Genomic DNA, 15,864 nt, shown 5'->3' on the forward strand with positions numbered 1-15,864 from the left:
TGCCAACCGTCTTTTTAGATACTTACGTGCGCTACGTCTCAGAAATCTGAGGCATGCACGCGCAAATCGCTGAATTTTTGCCGTCTTGCGCTTACTCGGTCGGCGGCGGATCACTGGCGCCGGCGAGCAACACGTCGCGCATCTGCAGCGCGCGCTCGACCGCGGCGAGCATGGCGACGGTCACGGTTTCGCGGCACACGCGGGTCACGGCGTCGAGCACGGCCTCGCGCTCGGGCGCGGCCTTGAGCGAGCGCGGCAAGGCGATGCGCCCCGCGGCAAAAAAACGATCGCACAACTCGAGCAGCTGCGCGTCGGTCGTGCCTTGCTCGATGTGGCGATAGACGGCGATGCGCAGGCCGCGGTTGTCAACGGCGTCGGCCCCCAGCGCCAGCTGCGTCGCGACCACGTCGAAGATGTCCGCGCGAATATCGTTGCATTCGCCCTCGGCAAGCTCGAGCAGCTCATCGCGCAAATGCAGCCAGCGCGCGCCGAGGTCGCTCATGACGGCTTGCCACCTTCCGCCGAAAACGCGAACAAGCGCAGCGTCGGCCGCTTGGGCTGCGTCTGCGCGCGGGCCTGCTCGGCGAGCACGTCGTATTCCTCGCGCACCGCCGCAATGGTTTCGAGCGCGCTGATCGCGAGCTCTCGCACCAGGCGATAGGACGCCGCCGCCAAGGCCATGGTGAGCTCGTGGTACGCCACCGGCAGCGGCATCGTCTGCCGCATGCGCAAGCCGTTCATGATCGCGGCGAGGTGCTCCACGCCCTGGCTGGTGCGATGCCATAGCTCCGCCATCACCGCGCGCTCGAGCGGTCGCTCGCTGAAGATGCGCGCGCCCACCACCGCCGGGTCGGCGCCGGTGGCGATGTCGCACATGCCTTGCGCGTACGCGCGGACATCGCGCGGCGCCCCGGCGAGCTTGCCCTGCAACGCCACCACAATGCGCAAGGCATCGGTGGAAAGCGGCGGCTCGGGATCCGGCACCACGGTGCGCCAGGCCTGCGTCTGCGCGTCGGCAAACGAATGCGACGCCGAGCGCTCGCGGCGCTTCCAACGCTGCGCGGCGAGCTGATCTTGCAATTCGCGCAGCTCATAGGCGAGCATGGTCGCGACCTGCCCGTTGGCCGCGACGAAGCAGCGGAGCACCAAATCGAGCACCATCGACTTGCCGATCGCATCGGCGTTGCTGGCCATGATGACGGATTCGGCAATGGCCGCGGCATCAGAAAGAAAATCAACGAGTTCATCGATGCGGCCACCATGCGCCTGGCAGGCAACCAGCCAGCCTTCGAGCAGCGACTGCGTCGCGGCGACGCGCTGATCCGCGACATCGACCGCGAGCGCGCGCGCCAGGGCCCCGGCCATGTCGCTGCCGGCGCGCCGCACGGCGGGATGCTGCGCGGTACGCCGCCGCAGCTCGGCGACGAAGCCATCCTGCGCCGCCTGCCACGCCTGCGGCCCCACCAGCTGCATCACGCGCGTAACCGAGGTCGCGCCGCGCGACGGCTGATCGACGATCACCACCGAAATGTTGTCGCCGCCCCCGCCCGCCAGCGCGGCCTCGATGAGCGCCGCCGCCGCGCTCTCGCGCCCGGCGCGCTTGGCGTTGCGCTCGATGTCCGCCTGCGAGGCGTAGCCGGTTAGGCCGTCGCTGCATAGCAGCAAGCGCTCGCCGGGCTCGAGCTCGACCTCAAAAAGATCGGGTGCCGTCGATTCTTTGGCGCCGATATTGCGCGATAGCACGTTGGCGAAGGGGTGATTTTTCGCCTCCGACGCCACCACGACGCCGCGCTCAATGAGATCCGCGACGACCGTATGGTCCTTGGTAATTTGCAAGACGCCCGCATCCCGCACCAGATACGCCCGGCTGTCGCCGACGCTGCAGACGACAAACCGTCGGCTGCCCACCGCCAACGCGACCACCATGGTCGTGCCCATGCCGCGCCGATCACGGCGGCGCCCCGCCTCTTCGAACACGGCGCGCGTCGCCTCCTGCGCCGCCTGACCAAGCACGTCTCGCGCCAACGTTGTGCGGGCAAGCGACGCCGCGCCGTGGGCCGGCGCAAAATGCTCGCGCACGTGCTTCACGACGACCGCGCACGCAATGGCGGCCGCAACATCGCCGTTGGCCGCGCCGCCCATGCCGTCAAACACCGCGTGCAGCCCAAGCGCGTCATCCGCAAACACGACGTCTTCATTATGATGGCGCACGCGACCAACATCGGTCGCGCTATGGGACGACGTCATCACGTTAGCCACGCGCGCCCTCCACGGCCAGTTCGGCGCGCACCCCGGTGCAGCGCTCGGCCAGGCGTGCCGTCGCGAGGGCAATCGTGGCGTGGGCGCGGCGCCGGATCCACAGCGCGGCCTGCGCCGCGATTTCGGGCGGGGCATCGGCCTGTTCGTTTTGCTGCCGTCGCAGATAGCGCGCAAACTCGTCCGCCAACGCCTGGGCGATGCCAACAAACGTCTCACCCGCGAGCGCCGCCGCCTCCCATGCCGCCAGCGCGCGCCGCACCCAACCAACCATGGCGAGCTCATCGGCCTTTGTCCACGCATCGAGCAGCCCCGCCGCCAACTCGATGACGAGATGGTCATCCATCACGCCATAGCGTCCGTCAATGACGAGGCGGGTGCTGCGCAGCTGCTCGGCGAATCCCGGGCGACGCGCCGTCAGCAGCTCACTCACCGACCCATGCATCGACTCACCGTACCATCTGGTGCGTCGCTTGTGCTAGCGTCGCGCCAACGCTTTGCGGGGCACCATCTTTATTGTCGACGACGACCAACAGCTGCGCGAGACGTTGGTCGCCTTGCTGGTTGCCGAGGGCTTCGTCGTGCATAGCGCGGGCGATGGCGCCAGCGCGCTGAAACTCTTCGAGCATGCCCATCCAGACCTCATCGTGGTCGATGTACTGATGCCCGGGATGCACGGCCAAACCTTCGTGCAAAAAGTGCGAGGCATCGAGACGAGGCATATTCCGATTATTATCATGACCGCGTTGCGCGGCTGGGCGCAGCAAAAGGCTTCGGGGGCCGATGCCTTCTTGGAAAAGCCCTTCGACCTCAACACGCTGCTGGGTGCCATCGCGCTCGCGCTGTATCGTCACGCACCGACTGAGCCGGGGGCGTGACGACGGCGGCCGAGACGCGCAGCGAGCGGCGCCTAAGACAGCGGCGCCGGGCGAATACTCGAAATCGACTTTAGGCTGGCCGGCACCGTGACGATCGAGACGCGCTCGCCGGCGGCATAGCGCGGCAGCAGCTCCGGCGGGCCGTGGAACGCAATGCCGCTGAGATTCTCGGGCTGGATCTCGGTACCGTCGCTATGGGCGGCCCACTCAATCTCGAGCTCAATCTTGGCCACGTGCCTCGGCGCAACACCGCGCAGCTTCGAACGCACGGTATGGAACTCGATACTGCGTATCGTGCCCACCACCCGCATGCCTTCATCGCCGCCTTGCATTAGTTGCGTCCCATTTGCCTGTACTCTCAATTGTGATCGATCTCCTTTCGCGACCGCAATGTGCGATAAGGCTGATTCGTCTGGCGACTCGCGCCCCACCACACCGCGTTGTAGTGGACGCTACCGCGGCAAAATGTTGGCACAGCCTTGGCATACCGTGCGCATTGCGCCGCTAGCCGATGGTGATCGCTAGCATTTCAGGGTATGGAGACCGATGTGGGAGATTGGAATACGCTGAAGCAACGTATGTTTGCGACGGCAGGCAGCAAGATCTGGTCTCAAGGCGTCCAGCTCCATCGTGACGAGCGGGTGCGAGTGCGCTCCGCCTCGGCCACCGACGCCGAGCTCGAGGTAAACCCACCGGCACGCCCCACCACCTATGCGGTGTCGCTTAACTGCCAGGACGACGAGTGGGACTGCGATTGCAGCTCGCGCGAGCGTTTATGCGCGCACGCCGTGGCCGGCATCCTCTTGATGTCAACCCCCGAGGCCGAGCGGCAACCTACCGCGCACGCCGAGCTGCGCTACGTCTTGTGGGCCGAGCGCGGCGGCCTGCGCCTGACGCGCCACGTGATCTTTGGCAACGAACGCGTCGAACTGCGCCACCAATTGCTCAGCATCGTTGCGGGCAAGCAGGCCACCGGCGGCTCACCCGAGCTGCGCCGGCGCTTTACGCCACGCCCGGTCGACCTGGCCATCGACACGCTGATCGGCACGCGGCCAGAGTTGGTGTTTGCCGGCGATCGCATCAAGCATTTGCTCACGCTCTTGGCCGACGTCGGACAGATTATTTGGGGCACGACGCTGGATGGCACGCCGATGAACGTCCTCAGCGAAGAGCTTTTGCCGCGCGCGCTCGTGGTGGGCGACAAAAAGCAAGTGTCGGTGACGATCAGCGCGCCCGACGGCATCCTCGAGCTCGTCGCCGATGGCGTCGCGCGCACCGCGGGCGGGCTAGCGCGCCTCGGGGGCACCGAGCTAACCGGCCCTAGGCTCGAGCATGTGCCGGTGACGCTGCGCTATAGCGGCCCTCAGCTCGAAACCTTTCTCAAACAGACGCTGCCCGAATTGCGCCGTCACACCGTGCTTGAACAACGCGCGCAAGCGCTGCCGAGCATGCGCACCGACCTCGAACCGCGCGTCGACTTCGCGATGAGCGGCGACGGCGGCCGGTTGCAAGTCATGCCGCTCTTGGTCTATGGCCAACCCGCGATCGCGCGCATCGACCTTGATCGCCTCACGCTGCTTGGCGCCGCCGAGGTGCCGGCGCGCAATCAAGCCAAGGAGCGGGCGCTGCTCTATGCGTTGCGCGACGAGCTAAATCTGGCACCCGGGCGCACGGTCGAGTATTCCGGCTCGGAGGCGTTTTCCATGCGGGCCAAGGTCGCGGCATGGATCGTTCGCCACGATCCGACCGCCGACGCCATGCGCGCCGCCGCGCTCGAGCCCGTGGTCGAACACATCAGCACGCCGCAAGGCGGCAGCACGCGCTTGCGTTTCGCGGGGCGCCTCGGCACGACGAGGGTCGAGGTCGACGCGCGCGATGTCCTTGCGGCTTGGCGTGCCGGCACCAATATGGTGGCCTTACCCGATGGTGGCTGGGGCCGTTTGCCGGCGCAATGGCTCGCCAAGTACGGCGACGACATCGCCACCCTCATCGCCTCCATGCGCGGCGAGACGCTGGCGCCGCATGCGCGCCCCACCCTCGCGCGGCTGCTCGCCGACCTGGGCCATACGGTGCCGCCCGATCTGTCGCGTCTGCACGCGCTGGCCAATGGCGACGCCATGGCCGATGACGTGACGTTGCCGACCGACATTCTCGCGACACTACGGCCGTATCAGGTCACCGGCGCCAAATGGTTGGTGACGTGTCGCGACCACCAGCTCGGCGCGATCTTGGCCGACGACATGGGCCTGGGCAAGACGCTGCAAGTCATCGCCGCGCTCCATGGCCGCAGCTTGGTGGTATGCCCGACCAGCGTCGCCACCGCGTGGATGCAGGAGCTCGCCAAGTTTCGGCCGTCGCTGCGAGCTGCGCTCTACCATGGCGCGTCCCGTACGCTGCCCGAGGCCAAAGATATCGACGTCGTCATCACGACCTATGCGCTCTTGCGCAACGATCTCGAGGTGCTCACCGACACCACCTGGGACTGCGTCATCCTCGACGAATCGCAGGCGATCAAAAACCCCGACAGCCAGACCGCGCGCGCGGCCTATGCGCTCCCCGGCACCTGGCGCGTTGCCTTGTCGGGCACGCCGATCGAAAACCGCATCGACGAGCTGTGGAGCCAATTTCACTTCACCAACCCCGGCCTGCTCGGCGATCGCAAGGAGTTTGTCCAGGGCTATGACCGCGGCCCGAGCGAAAAGCTGCATGCGCGCCTGCGGCCGTTTTTGCTGCGTCGTAAAAAGATCGAGGTCGCGCCCGACCTGCCGCCACGCACCGAAACCACGATCACCATCGCGCTCAACAATGAAGAGCAGACGCTTTATAACCACGTGCTCGCCGCAACGCAGGCCGAAATCACGGCGCTGGTGGGCAAGGGCAACATGCTCGGGGCGCTTGAGGCCCTGCTTCGCCTGCGGCAAGTTTGCAACCACCCGGCGCTGCTGCCCGGCATTACCGACCCCAAGCCCTCGAGCAAGGTCGAGTACTTGGTCGATGCCTTGAGCGCCGCGGCTGCCAGCGGCCACAAGGCCTTGGTATTCTCGCAATGGACGTCCTTTCTCGATCTGATCGAGCCGGCGCTAAAGGTGGCGGGCCTTGGTTTTCTGCGCCTCGACGGCAGCACGACCAATCGCGGCGATGTCGTCGCAAAATTTCAGGCTGACGAAGGCCCGCCGGTCATGTTGCTCTCGCTTAAGGCGGGCGGCACGGGGCTAACGCTAACGGCGGCGGATCACGTCTTTATCTGTGATCCGTGGTGGAACCCTGCGGTCGAAGATCAGGCGGCCGATCGCGCGCACCGGATCGGCCAGGACAAACCGGTTAACATCTACCGCCTCGTCGCGCAAAACACCGTCGAAGAGCGAGTGCTGGCGTTGGCGGCCCAGAAGCGCCTACTTGCCGAGTCGCTGCTCGCAGGCACCAATGTCGGCATCACCAAGGCCGACATCTTGGCGCTGCTGCGTTAATTTTTTGGCGACCCCGGTACGCTCGGCTCCCTTAGGCTGCGTGGCTTTGCTACAGTGGCCACGTGGCGACAGGTTGGTCCTCGCGACCCGAATTTGCAATCACCCGCGGTGCCAGCATCTTGCTATTCCTCTTGATCGGCGTCTCGCTGGTCTATCTGCTGTCCTCGATCCCCAGCCGCGTGACGATGCTGCTATGGCTTGGCGCCAGCGCCGACACGGTCGTCGCGAGCGGTCGCGTGTGGACGCTCGTGACCTCGCCCTTGCTCGAGCCCGACGGCTTTTCGCTGCTCTTTCAGGGCGCGCTGTTATGGATGTTCATCCCCACGCTCGAGCGTTGGTGGGGCGGCAAGCGCTTCGCGCTTTGTCGTTGCCACCGCCGCGGCCGGCACGCTCGGCCCGGTCCTGCTGGCGCCGCCGGCCTCATCGATGCGCACCGCCCGGTCATGGGCCTTGATCCCTTCACGCATGCGGCCATCGTCGCCTATGGCATCGTCTTTGCGCGGCAACCGGTACAATTCTTCGGTGCCATTCCGATGACGGGACGGCAACTCATGCTTGGGATTCTTGGGTTGTCACTTATATTTATCGTGGTCAACCGCGCGTGGCACGAGGGCGTGGCTTATGTATGTGCGATCGCGGTGGCCATCGTGCTGACCCGCGCCAATCCGCTGCAGCGCTTGCGGCAATGGCGACGGCGGCGCGCGGCCCCCGCCTTGCGCAGCGTGCCCAAAGACGAGTCGACACGCTGGAACTAGGGCCCCCGCGACTAGGCCTGCCGGTAACTGGCAATGGCGCGCGCGCCGATGCTACGCTAGCCGCATGACGGACGACGCGATCGACGCCCCCTTTGGCACCAACGAAGAGGGCGCAGGGCTCACCACAATTTTTGAGGGCGAATGGGCGACGGTGCGCCGGCTGCGCAAGGGCAAGCTCGTCATCATTGATGGCGACGATAAGGGCAAAGAAGTCGAAATCACCAAGCAGCGCATCACCGGCGGCCGCAGCATTATTTGCGATCTGGTGCTTAACGACAAGGCCATCTCCGGCACCCACTTTGAGATCGTCGTGCGCGACGACGGCTATCACCTGCGCGATCTGCAGTCGCGCAACGGCGTCTACGTAGGCGACCTCCGGGTCAAGGACGTGTTTTTACGTCCCGGCACCAGCTTTCGCCTCGGCCACACGATCATTCAGTTTCAGGCGCTCGGCGAACATGTCGAGATCGAGCTGTCCAAGCGCGACCGCTTCGACGACATCATTGGCAGCTCGCCAAGCATGCGCGAGGTGTTCGCGCAGCTCGAGAAGGTCTCGCCCAGCGAGCTCACGGTGCTTATCACCGGCGAGACCGGCACCGGCAAGGAGCGCGTCGCCCGCGCCATCCACAACGCCTCCAAGCGTGCCGCCAAGCCGTTTGTTGTGCTCGATTGCGGCTCGATTCCCAAGGAACTCATCGAATCCACGCTGTTTGGCCACGAAAAGGGCAGCTTCACCGGCGCGATGAACCAGCACATCGGCTGTTTCGAGCAGGCGCACGGCGGCACCATCTTCCTTGATGAAATTGGCGAGCTCGACATCTCGCTGCAGCCCAAGCTGCTGCGCGTCCTCGAGCAACGCGAGATCAAGCGGGTTGGCGGCGACAAGACGGTCAAGATCGATGTGCGCGTGCTCGCCGCGACCAATCGCGATCTGCGCAACGAGGTGAGCCGAGGCGGTTTTCGCGAGGACCTTTATTTTCGGCTCTCGGTGGTCCACGTCGAATTGCCGCCCCTGCGCGATCGCAAGGACGACATCGTCGTGCTCGCCAATCACTTTTTGCGCGAGGTCGCCGCCCGCCGCAGCATGACGCTGAGTTTTTCGGCCGATTGCATGGCGGCGATGCAAGGCCACGCGTGGCCGGGCAACGTGCGCGAGATGCGTAACGTCGTCGAGCGCGCCGCGGCGCTTTGCGACGGGCCGTCGATCACACGCGCCGACTTGCTGTTTGGCCGCGACCAAGGCCCGAGCATGGTCGCCGCGCACGATCTCGCCGCTGCCGGAGCCCGCGCCGCCCGACGCGCCGCCGCCGAGCTGGCGGGCGTGGCGCCGCCCATGGATTCGCCCGCGACCTTCGACCCGAATTTTTTGGTCCCAGGCCTTAACTTCAAGGCCGCCAAGCAGGTCGTCGTCGATGCCTTTGAGATCGCCTATTTGCAGCAACTCGTCACCCGCCACGACGGCAACATCACGCGCTCGGCGCAAGAGGCTGGCCTTACCCGCTACCATCTGCGAGAGCTGCTAAAGCGCCACGGCCTTAAGACGATCGACCACGATTAGTTTGAGCCATGCCGTGAAAGAACCGTTTTGGCGCACGCTCTCGGCGCGCATCCTGTTCGCGTTTGCGGTGGTTATCCTAACCTTCGGAGTTACCACAACCTTGACGGTGATCTACATCGCCGACGTCGGCCGTGAGATCGCGGTGATTCGCCGCGGCTACGTCCGGCTGGCGCTCGATGCCAAGGACTTGGCGCGCCGGCAAGAAGAGGTCAAGGCGTATCTCGTCGACGACCTGCCGAGCGAGACCAGCGCCGCGCGCGTACAATTTCGCCTCAGCGCGCTGCGGTCGCGCCGGCTGCACGTGCTGGGCGAGCTGCAGCGCACGCTCGACTCGCTGACCACGTTTCCGCCGCGGCACGCGCAGCGCATTGCGGACAGCCGTGCGATGGTCACCGCCCTCACCGAGGCGATCGCGGCCACCGCCGGGGATTATGCGGCGCTCGCCGCCAAGCCGCCGCTGCTAGACGCGAGCGGCCTGGTCGCGCCCAATGCCGCGTACGAACGCGTGCGCGACGTCGAGCGCCGCACGATTGGCGTAAAGGTCGTCGAGCTCGCCGAGTTTGAAGAACGCATCTTGGCCAGCACCGCCCTGACGCTCGAGAACAACGAACGACGCCTGCGACGCTATACGATTTTTTTGGGTTGCAGCGCCGCGTTTGTGGGCCTGCTCATGACGCTGTGGGCCGCGTTCACGATCTCGCCGTTGCGGCGCTTGCGCCTCGCCGCGCAGCGCATGGCGGCGGGCGATTATGGCGCGCAAGTCGCGGAGCAGGGCCCGATCGAGGTCAGCGGCCTGGCGCGTGATTTCAATGCGATGAGCCGCGCGGTGGAGGTGCGCGAGCGCGAGCTGGTGCGCTCGGAGCGGCTCGCCGCGGTTGGCAAGATGGCCGCGGGGATTGCCCATGAAATTCGCAATCCCTTGTCGTCAATCAGCCTTAACGCCGAACTGCTAGAGGCCGGTCCGCGCAGCGCCGATGATGCGGAATGGCACGCTTCATGGCGCCCCACCTGCCAGGCCATCACGCGCGAGGCGGAGCGCCTTAACAACATCGTCGAGGACTACCTCGCTTTTGCGCGACTGCCAACACCGCGGCTGGTGCCCGAAGCCATCGACGCGCTCATTACCAACGCCACGCGTTTGGTCGCTGAAGACATAAAGGCGCGCGGCATCTCGTTTACGCTGGCGCTGGGCGCGCCACAGGCGACGGTGATGGCCGACGAGGCCCAGCTGCGCCAGGTCTTGCTTAATCTGCTACGCAATGCGATCGAGGCCGTGGGCCACGCCGCCTCGCCCGCCATCGAACTAACCACCGCGGTGGTGGGAAATCGCGTCGAGATCTGCGTTGCTGATAATGGGCCAGGCATCACCGCCGACACCAAACCACATATCTTCGAGCCATTCTTCACCACTAAGGCGCAAGGCACCGGCCTCGGCTTGGCCCTGTCGCAGCAGATTATTTTAGATCACGGTGGCGAGCTCGCGGTCCGAGATGCGCCGGGCGGTGCAACGCTGGCGATCCGCTTGCCCCTGCTGCCCAAATAAGTGAGAATGCCGCCATGGGTGGAGACGAGCGGCGCAGAGAACCTCGGGCACCGCTGATGCTTATGGTCGAGTACGACGGCATCGATGCCCTCATTGGCGACTACACCGAAAATCTATCGCAGGGCGGCACCTTCGTCGCCACCAATCAGATTTTGCCCATTGGCACCGATGTCGAGTTGCAGCTGTCGTTTCCCGGCCTGCTTGAGCCAGTCACCGTGCATGGCGTGGTGCGCTGGACGCAGCACGAAGAGCCCATGGGCATTGGCATTGAGTTTTTGCAATCGCCTAAGAACGACAAGGCCCACGCCCTGCTCGCCCGCATCGTGCAGCGCGCGCCAGAGATCCAGGCGCGTGTCATTCGCCTCTTGGTCGCCGACGACAACCCACATATCGAGGCGCTGGTGCGTGAAGGCCTTAAATCGGCGGCTTCGCGCGAATACGGGCACCGGCTGCAGTTTGAATTGGCCGCCGCTGCGGACGGCAAGCAGGCGCTCGCGCTCGTCGCCCAGGGGTCCTGTGACGTCGCCATCATCGACGTCTATTTACCCATCGTCGACGGCGCTCAGGTGATTGCCGCGCTGCGCGCAAAGTTCGGCACCAACGTCGCGATCGTCGCGATCTCGGGCGCCGGCAAGAACGCCCGCCGCGATGCCCTGGCCGCGGGCGCCAACGTATTCGTCGACAAGCCGATGCGTCTGCAACACCTGCTCGATACCATCCAGACCTTGCTCGGCAGCGGCGCGGTTTAGCCAACGCGCATTTCATGCTACGGTGCGCGGGTGACGCCACCTGACTTTGCCGCTCGCCGCGCCGCCTTTATGAAACAAATCGGCAACGATGCCGCGGCCGTGTTCTGTGCGCGGCCGGAGCGCGTGCGCAGCCACGATACCGAGTACGCGTTTAGGCAGCATTCCGATGTGCTCTACCTCTCGGGTTTTGCCGAGCCGGAGGCGGTGCTCGTTTTGCGGCCAGGCGCCGCGAGCGAGAAATTTGTCATGTTCGTGCGCCCACGCGACCCAGAAATGGAGACGTGGAATGGTCGCCGCGCGGGCCTAGAGGGCGCCCGCGAGCGGTTTGGCGCCGATGCCGCGTATCCCTTCAGCGAGCTGGGGGCAAAGCTCGGCGAGCTCATCTGCAACGTCGAAGAGCTGCACTACCAACTCGGCGAAGACGCGGCGATGGACGCACTCATCGCCTCGAACATCGCGGTGCTGAGGCGTTCGGAAAAACGCGGCAAACGCCCACCGCGTGCCGTGGTCGATCCTCGCAGCAGCTTGCATGAACTCCGCCTAATCAAAGGGCCGGACGAGGTCACCCTGCTGCAAAAGGCGGCGGACAACACCGCGGAGGCTCACTTGGCGGCGATGCGTCTGGAAGCCCCTGGATGTTGGGAGCACGAGCTCGAGGCCGTCATCAATTACACCTTTCGCAGGCGCGGTGGCAGCGGCGGGGGCTACAACAGCATCGTCGGTGCGGGCGTCAACGCGACGATTTTGCACTACATCGAGAACAACACGTGCCTGCGCGATGGTGACCTGGTCCTCATCGATGCCGGCTGCGAGGTCGAGGGCTACACCGCCGACGTGACGCGCACGTGGCCGGCGAGTGGCACCTTCACCGCACCGCAGCGCGAGCTATATGACGTTGTCTTGGCCGCGCAGTTGGCGGCCATCGCGATGGCGAGGCCCGGCGCCACCATCGAGGCCATTCACCAACATACGATCGCACGTCTGACCGAGGGCATGGTGAAGCTTGGGCTGCTCGCCGGTCCGCTGCAGGCGCGCATCGACGACAAATCATTTCGCAAGTACTACATGCATGGCACCTCGCACTGGCTGGGCATGGATGTGCATGATGTCGGGGCCTACACCATCGCCGGCACGCCTCGGCCGCTCGCGCCCGGCATGGTGATCACCGTTGAACCAGGCCTTTATGTCGCCGCCGATGACGACACCGCGCCAGCCGCGTATCGCGGCCTCGGCATCCGCATCGAAGATGACATTCTAATCACGGCCGATGGCAACGTGAACCTAACGGCGGCGATTCCCAAGACCGTCGCCGACGTTGAGGCTGCGTGTCGCCGCCCAACGACCGACGCCTAGCCTAGTGTTGTCACCACCGCGTCGGCGAATTCACGGCGCACGTCTTTAATGGCGGCAGCGCGCTCGCCAAGGCGCGAGGGATGGACGCGGTTGCTCAGCAAGACAGCCCAGCGCCGTTTTGCGAGATCAAGCCAAATTGAGGTGCCGGTGAAGCCCAGATGACCAAGGGCGCCAGCGCGCGGCCACAAATCGCCGGCATGCGAGACGCCCGGCGTCGTCGCGGGCGTATCCCAGCCAAGGCGCCAGCTCGTGCCGGGCGCCGCAGAGGTTTCATAAAACGTGCGCGCAACGTCACTCGCGATGCGGCCTTGATCTGTGCCGTGCGCTAACGCCAACGTGACCTGCGCGAAATTCGCCACATCGGCAACGCGCGCAAAGAGCCCCGCATGTCCCGCCACGCCGCCACCCGCGTGACAGTTTTCATCATGCACCTCGCCGCGCACGCAGCCTCGGCGTTCGTCAATTTCGGTGGCCGCGACGTCGTCCGTGCCGATGCGCTCGCCGCGATCGTGCGCGACAAAGCGCGCGCTGTCCCACCCAAGCGGCTGGGCCACCAGCGCGGCAAACGCTTCATCAAGCCGCATGCCCGCCGCGCGCTCGAGCATCGCCCCGAGCAAAATGTATCCAAGATCGCTATAGATGGTCTGAGTCCCCGGCGCGTAGGCGAGCGGCTGCGCGAGCGCGCCCGCGATCAGCGACTCATGCGGCGCCGTGGCGCTAAAGGTCTCGCCCTGCCACATGGCGCGAAAAAACTCGATGTGCGCTGGAAAGCCTGCGGCATGCCCTAACAGCTGCGCCAACGTGATCCGTGGATCGATGCCGCCGAGGTAGCGGACCGCCGGCGTCGCCAACGTCAGCTGGCCCTCGCTTACCAGCGCCATCGCGAGCATCGCGGTCGCCATCGGCTTGGTGACCGAGGCGAGATCAAACATGGTGTGCGTGGTGCAAGGCGCTGGCTCGCCCTGCGCCAACGTGCCCTCTGCCGCGGTCAGCAGCTCGGTGCCTTCGTCGCCCACGGACGCAACCGCGGCGGAAAACACGCCGCGCGCCCGCGCGTTCGCAAGCAGTGCGCGTGTCGCCTCAGCTAGATCGTTGGGCGGTACCGACACCGTTGTTCGACTATAGCGCAATTTTGCCCAGCCTTGCGCCTGTGGTATGCTTGCGGAGGGTGAGTAAGTACGAGCTAATCGAGCGCCTTGGCACCGGCGCTTCCGCGGAGATGTTTCGCGGCCGCGCGCTGGCGTCGAGCGGGTTTGAAAAGCCCATCGCGATCAAACGCCTGCTGCCTCACCTACAGCGCGACAAACGCTACGTCGACTGGTTGCTCGCCGAAGCCAAGCTCGTGTCAAAGCTGCGCCATCGCAATATCGTCCAGGTTTTCGACGTCGGCCTAGGCGATGACGGCGCTTATTTGATGGTGCTCGAGTATGTCGATGGCGCCAACGTCGCGACATTGCAGAAATACTGCGAAGCGCGCGGCGAACGCATTTCGCTCGATCTGGCGCTGCATATCGCGGCCGAGGTCGCCGAGGCCCTCGCCTACGCCCACACCACGCCCGGCCCCGATGGCAAGCCGCTGCGCGTGGTGCATCGCGACGTCTCGCCGCCCAATATCTTGTTGTCGCTCGCGGGCGAGGTCAAGCTCACCGACTTTGGCTTTGCGACGCGACCTGATGGCGGCCACCTCGCGGGCCACCGCCGCGTGGCCTATGTGTCACCCGAGCTGGTCGCGGGCGATCTGCTCGATGCGCGCAGCGATGTCTTCTCGCTAGGCGTGGTGTTGTTTGAATTGGTCACCGGGCAGCGGCTGTTCTCGCACCTCAGCGAGGCGGCGGCGACCTCGGCGCTGCTCGACGGGCGCATTCCGCGGCCGCGCACGATCGATAACGAATTGCCGATGCAGCTCGACGTTTTGATGATGCGGGCGCTCGCGCGCAATCCCGCAGACCGTCCCCAAACGGCGGCTCAATTCGCGACGTTGTTGCGAGAGGCGCGCTATCAGCTCGAATCGACCGCGGTTGATCCGGCCACCGAGCTTGCACGCCTAGTCACCCGACTCGAAGCCGCCAAACGGCAAATGCGGTCCACCAGCCATTCCCAGCAGGCCGATTTCTCGTCACCCGAGGCCAGCATTATTCACGTCGGCCCGAGTGCGTTTCACGCCGGCGAGGCCAGCGACGTCGCCGACGTGCTCGCGGCCCGCGCCGCGCTCGATCAGTTTGAGGTTGAAGAAACCAAGCTCGCACGAAGCCCACTTTCGCCCTCGGCGGTAACCGCAGCGGTCCCCCCGCCCGGCGTCGAGGACGAGGCGACGCGGCTGGTTGCGCCGCAGCAGAGCTTTGCCGACGAAGCCACGCGCATGATCGCGGACCCGGCAGGCCCGCTGGGGCAGGCAGGATTTGGCGACGAGTCGACGCGCATCGTCTCGGCACACGCCACCACGGGCGATGGAGCCACTCGCCTTGCCTTGGACCAACGCCCCGTCGACGACGAAACGACACGCATGGTGCCAGAAATGCTTAGGTCGCGCTCGGCGTCACTGGCTGGCAAGTCGGTGGGCGAGAGGCCAAAAACGGGACGCGCGGTTGTGGCCACGCATGCGCCGGCGCCGGCGGCAGGTTCGACGCTTCCAGCATCAGAATTCGGCCTAGATGATCAGACCGTGATGGGTGGCGATGCGCTCGTCGAGGAGATCTCGCAAACCCTTCCGCCCGCTGGCGGGGCCTCCTTGTTTCAAGACGAGCGCACCATGGCGGTCGATCCTTCTATGATGGATGAGGCGACCGAATCGACCATGGCCATCGATCCATCCATGTTTGAAGCGCACGAGCATACGATGGCGATCGATCCATCGATGATCGAGGCGGTCCCCAGCAGCGCCAGCGCGACCGCGCCGCCGGCACCACGAGCAGGATCGCCGTTGCAGCTTGCACCACAGGAATTAGCCGCGTCGCAGCGGCGCAGCGCGGCGCAGATTGTCGGACAATCGCCATATCGGGTACCGACGTACGCGCCTGCGGCGTTCGCCCAAACGCAACAAGCCCCCTCGCCGCTCGAGCCGCCGTTGGCGCCGGTGGTGCGCCCAACCAGCGCAGCCGCCGCGCCTGGTTTTGGCGGCCCCATGCCCGCACCCGACCCGCTTGCCGCCTATGTCACGCACATGCCCGTCGCCACCAGCGCGGCGCGCGTGCCCGCGAGCACGTTGGCGCGGCTCAAGGCGCTCCCTAAATTGTATTGGTTTCTCGCGGCGTGGGGTGTTCTGATCTTGATCGCCATTCTCGTCTCACTTTTTTGAGGTAGACTTC

General features: G+C 65.5%; 13 protein-coding genes. 8 read left to right on the forward strand and 5 right to left on the reverse strand.

Going from position 1 to position 15,864, the window contains the following annotated elements; translation table 11 throughout:
• Positions 1-91: 91 nt before the first annotated feature.
• The 3 genes from IPL79_09980 to IPL79_09990 are packed head-to-tail and all read right to left on the reverse strand — an operon-like array spanning position 92 to position 2,701.
• Positions 92-502, reverse strand: a complete 411-nt coding sequence (locus IPL79_09980) for a hypothetical protein (GenBank protein ID MBK9071315.1) — start codon at positions 500-502, stop codon at positions 92-94.
• Positions 499-2,247: a serine/threonine-protein phosphatase gene (locus IPL79_09985; GenBank protein ID MBK9071316.1), complete on the reverse strand. Its 1,749-nt coding sequence runs from the start codon at positions 2,245-2,247 to the stop codon at positions 499-501. Before IPL79_09985 ends, IPL79_09980 begins: the two co-directional genes overlap by 4 nt.
• A 4-nt stretch (positions 2,248-2,251) precedes the next feature.
• Positions 2,252-2,701, reverse strand: a complete 450-nt coding sequence (locus tag IPL79_09990; protein ID MBK9071317.1) for a hypothetical protein — start codon at positions 2,699-2,701, stop codon at positions 2,252-2,254.
• A gap of 52 nt (positions 2,702-2,753) precedes the next feature.
• Here IPL79_09990 and IPL79_09995 point away from each other — a divergent pair, with 52 nt between their 5' ends.
• Complete coding sequence (locus tag IPL79_09995; GenBank protein MBK9071318.1) at positions 2,754-3,134, forward strand: response regulator; 381 nt, start codon at positions 2,754-2,756, stop codon at positions 3,132-3,134.
• A 32-nt stretch (positions 3,135-3,166) separates the two neighbouring features.
• Here IPL79_09995 and IPL79_10000 read toward each other — a convergent pair whose 3' ends face one another.
• Positions 3,167-3,466 (reverse strand): hypothetical protein, encoded by a 300-nt coding sequence (locus IPL79_10000; protein ID MBK9071319.1) that lies wholly within the window; start codon positions 3,464-3,466, stop codon positions 3,167-3,169.
• 246 nt (positions 3,467-3,712) lie between these two features.
• Here IPL79_10000 and IPL79_10005 point away from each other — a divergent pair, with 246 nt between their 5' ends.
• The 6 genes from IPL79_10005 to IPL79_10030 all read left to right on the forward strand — a co-directional run bounded on the left by IPL79_10005 (position 3,713) and on the right by IPL79_10030 (position 12,559).
• Positions 3,713-6,601, forward strand: coding sequence for a DEAD/DEAH box helicase (locus tag IPL79_10005; protein MBK9071320.1), 2,889 nt, complete (start codon positions 3,713-3,715; stop codon positions 6,599-6,601).
• A gap of 62 nt (positions 6,602-6,663) precedes the next feature.
• Positions 6,664-7,356 carry a rhomboid family intramembrane serine protease gene (locus tag IPL79_10010; GenBank protein ID MBK9071321.1) on the forward strand — a complete coding sequence of 231 codons (693 nt, stop codon included), beginning with the start codon at positions 6,664-6,666 and terminating at the stop codon, positions 7,354-7,356.
• Between the two features lie 64 nt (positions 7,357-7,420).
• Positions 7,421-8,914 carry a sigma 54-dependent Fis family transcriptional regulator gene (locus IPL79_10015; GenBank protein MBK9071322.1) on the forward strand — a complete coding sequence of 498 codons (1,494 nt, stop codon included), beginning with the start codon at positions 7,421-7,423 and terminating at the stop codon, positions 8,912-8,914.
• A gap of 13 nt (positions 8,915-8,927) precedes the next feature.
• The gene (locus IPL79_10020; GenBank protein ID MBK9071323.1) at positions 8,928-10,457 is read left to right on the forward strand and encodes a HAMP domain-containing protein; all 1,530 of its coding nucleotides are present in this window, start codon (positions 8,928-8,930) and stop codon (positions 10,455-10,457) included.
• 62 nt (positions 10,458-10,519) lie between these two features.
• Positions 10,520-11,206, forward strand: coding sequence for a response regulator (locus tag IPL79_10025; GenBank protein ID MBK9071324.1), 687 nt, complete (start codon positions 10,520-10,522; stop codon positions 11,204-11,206).
• 69 nt (positions 11,207-11,275) lie between these two features.
• Positions 11,276-12,559 carry an aminopeptidase P N-terminal domain-containing protein gene (locus tag IPL79_10030; GenBank protein MBK9071325.1) on the forward strand — a complete coding sequence of 428 codons (1,284 nt, stop codon included), beginning with the start codon at positions 11,276-11,278 and terminating at the stop codon, positions 12,557-12,559.
• Here IPL79_10030 and IPL79_10035 read toward each other — a convergent pair.
• The gene (locus tag IPL79_10035; protein MBK9071326.1) at positions 12,556-13,668 is read right to left on the reverse strand and encodes a beta-lactamase family protein; all 1,113 of its coding nucleotides are present in this window, start codon (positions 13,666-13,668) and stop codon (positions 12,556-12,558) included. The genes IPL79_10030 and IPL79_10035 overlap by 4 nt on opposite strands.
• A 59-nt stretch (positions 13,669-13,727) precedes the next feature.
• Here IPL79_10035 and IPL79_10040 point away from each other — a divergent pair, with 59 nt between their 5' ends.
• The gene (locus IPL79_10040) at positions 13,728-15,854 is read left to right on the forward strand and encodes a protein kinase (GenBank protein MBK9071327.1); all 2,127 of its coding nucleotides are present in this window, start codon (positions 13,728-13,730) and stop codon (positions 15,852-15,854) included.
• The last annotated feature ends 10 nt before the right edge of the window (positions 15,855-15,864 follow it).

Source organism: Myxococcales bacterium, from assembly GCA_016716835.1.
In the GTDB taxonomy this organism is placed as follows: Bacteria; Myxococcota_A; Polyangia; order Haliangiales; family Haliangiaceae; genus JADJUW01.

What these genes read in the sequence shown, in the direction of transcription:
- IPL79_09990 (MBK9071317.1), bottom strand. Translation starts at nt 2,701, where the DNA reads ATGCATGGGTCGGTGAGTGAGCTGCTGACGGCGCGTCGCCCGGGATTC.
- IPL79_10015 (MBK9071322.1), top strand. Translation starts at nt 7,421, where the DNA reads ATGACGGACGACGCGATCGACGCCCCCTTTGGCACCAACGAAGAGGGC.
- IPL79_10030 (MBK9071325.1), top strand. Translation starts at nt 11,276, where the DNA reads ATGAAACAAATCGGCAACGATGCCGCGGCCGTGTTCTGTGCGCGGCCG.
- IPL79_10005 (MBK9071320.1), top strand. Translation starts at nt 3,713, where the DNA reads ATGTTTGCGACGGCAGGCAGCAAGATCTGGTCTCAAGGCGTCCAGCTC.
- IPL79_09980 (MBK9071315.1), bottom strand. Translation starts at nt 502, where the DNA reads ATGAGCGACCTCGGCGCGCGCTGGCTGCATTTGCGCGATGAGCTGCTC.
- IPL79_09985 (MBK9071316.1), bottom strand. Translation starts at nt 2,247, where the DNA reads ATGACGTCGTCCCATAGCGCGACCGATGTTGGTCGCGTGCGCCATCAT.
- IPL79_10025 (MBK9071324.1), top strand. Translation starts at nt 10,520, where the DNA reads ATGGTCGAGTACGACGGCATCGATGCCCTCATTGGCGACTACACCGAA.
- IPL79_10000 (MBK9071319.1), bottom strand. Translation starts at nt 3,466, where the DNA reads ATGCAAGGCGGCGATGAAGGCATGCGGGTGGTGGGCACGATACGCAGT.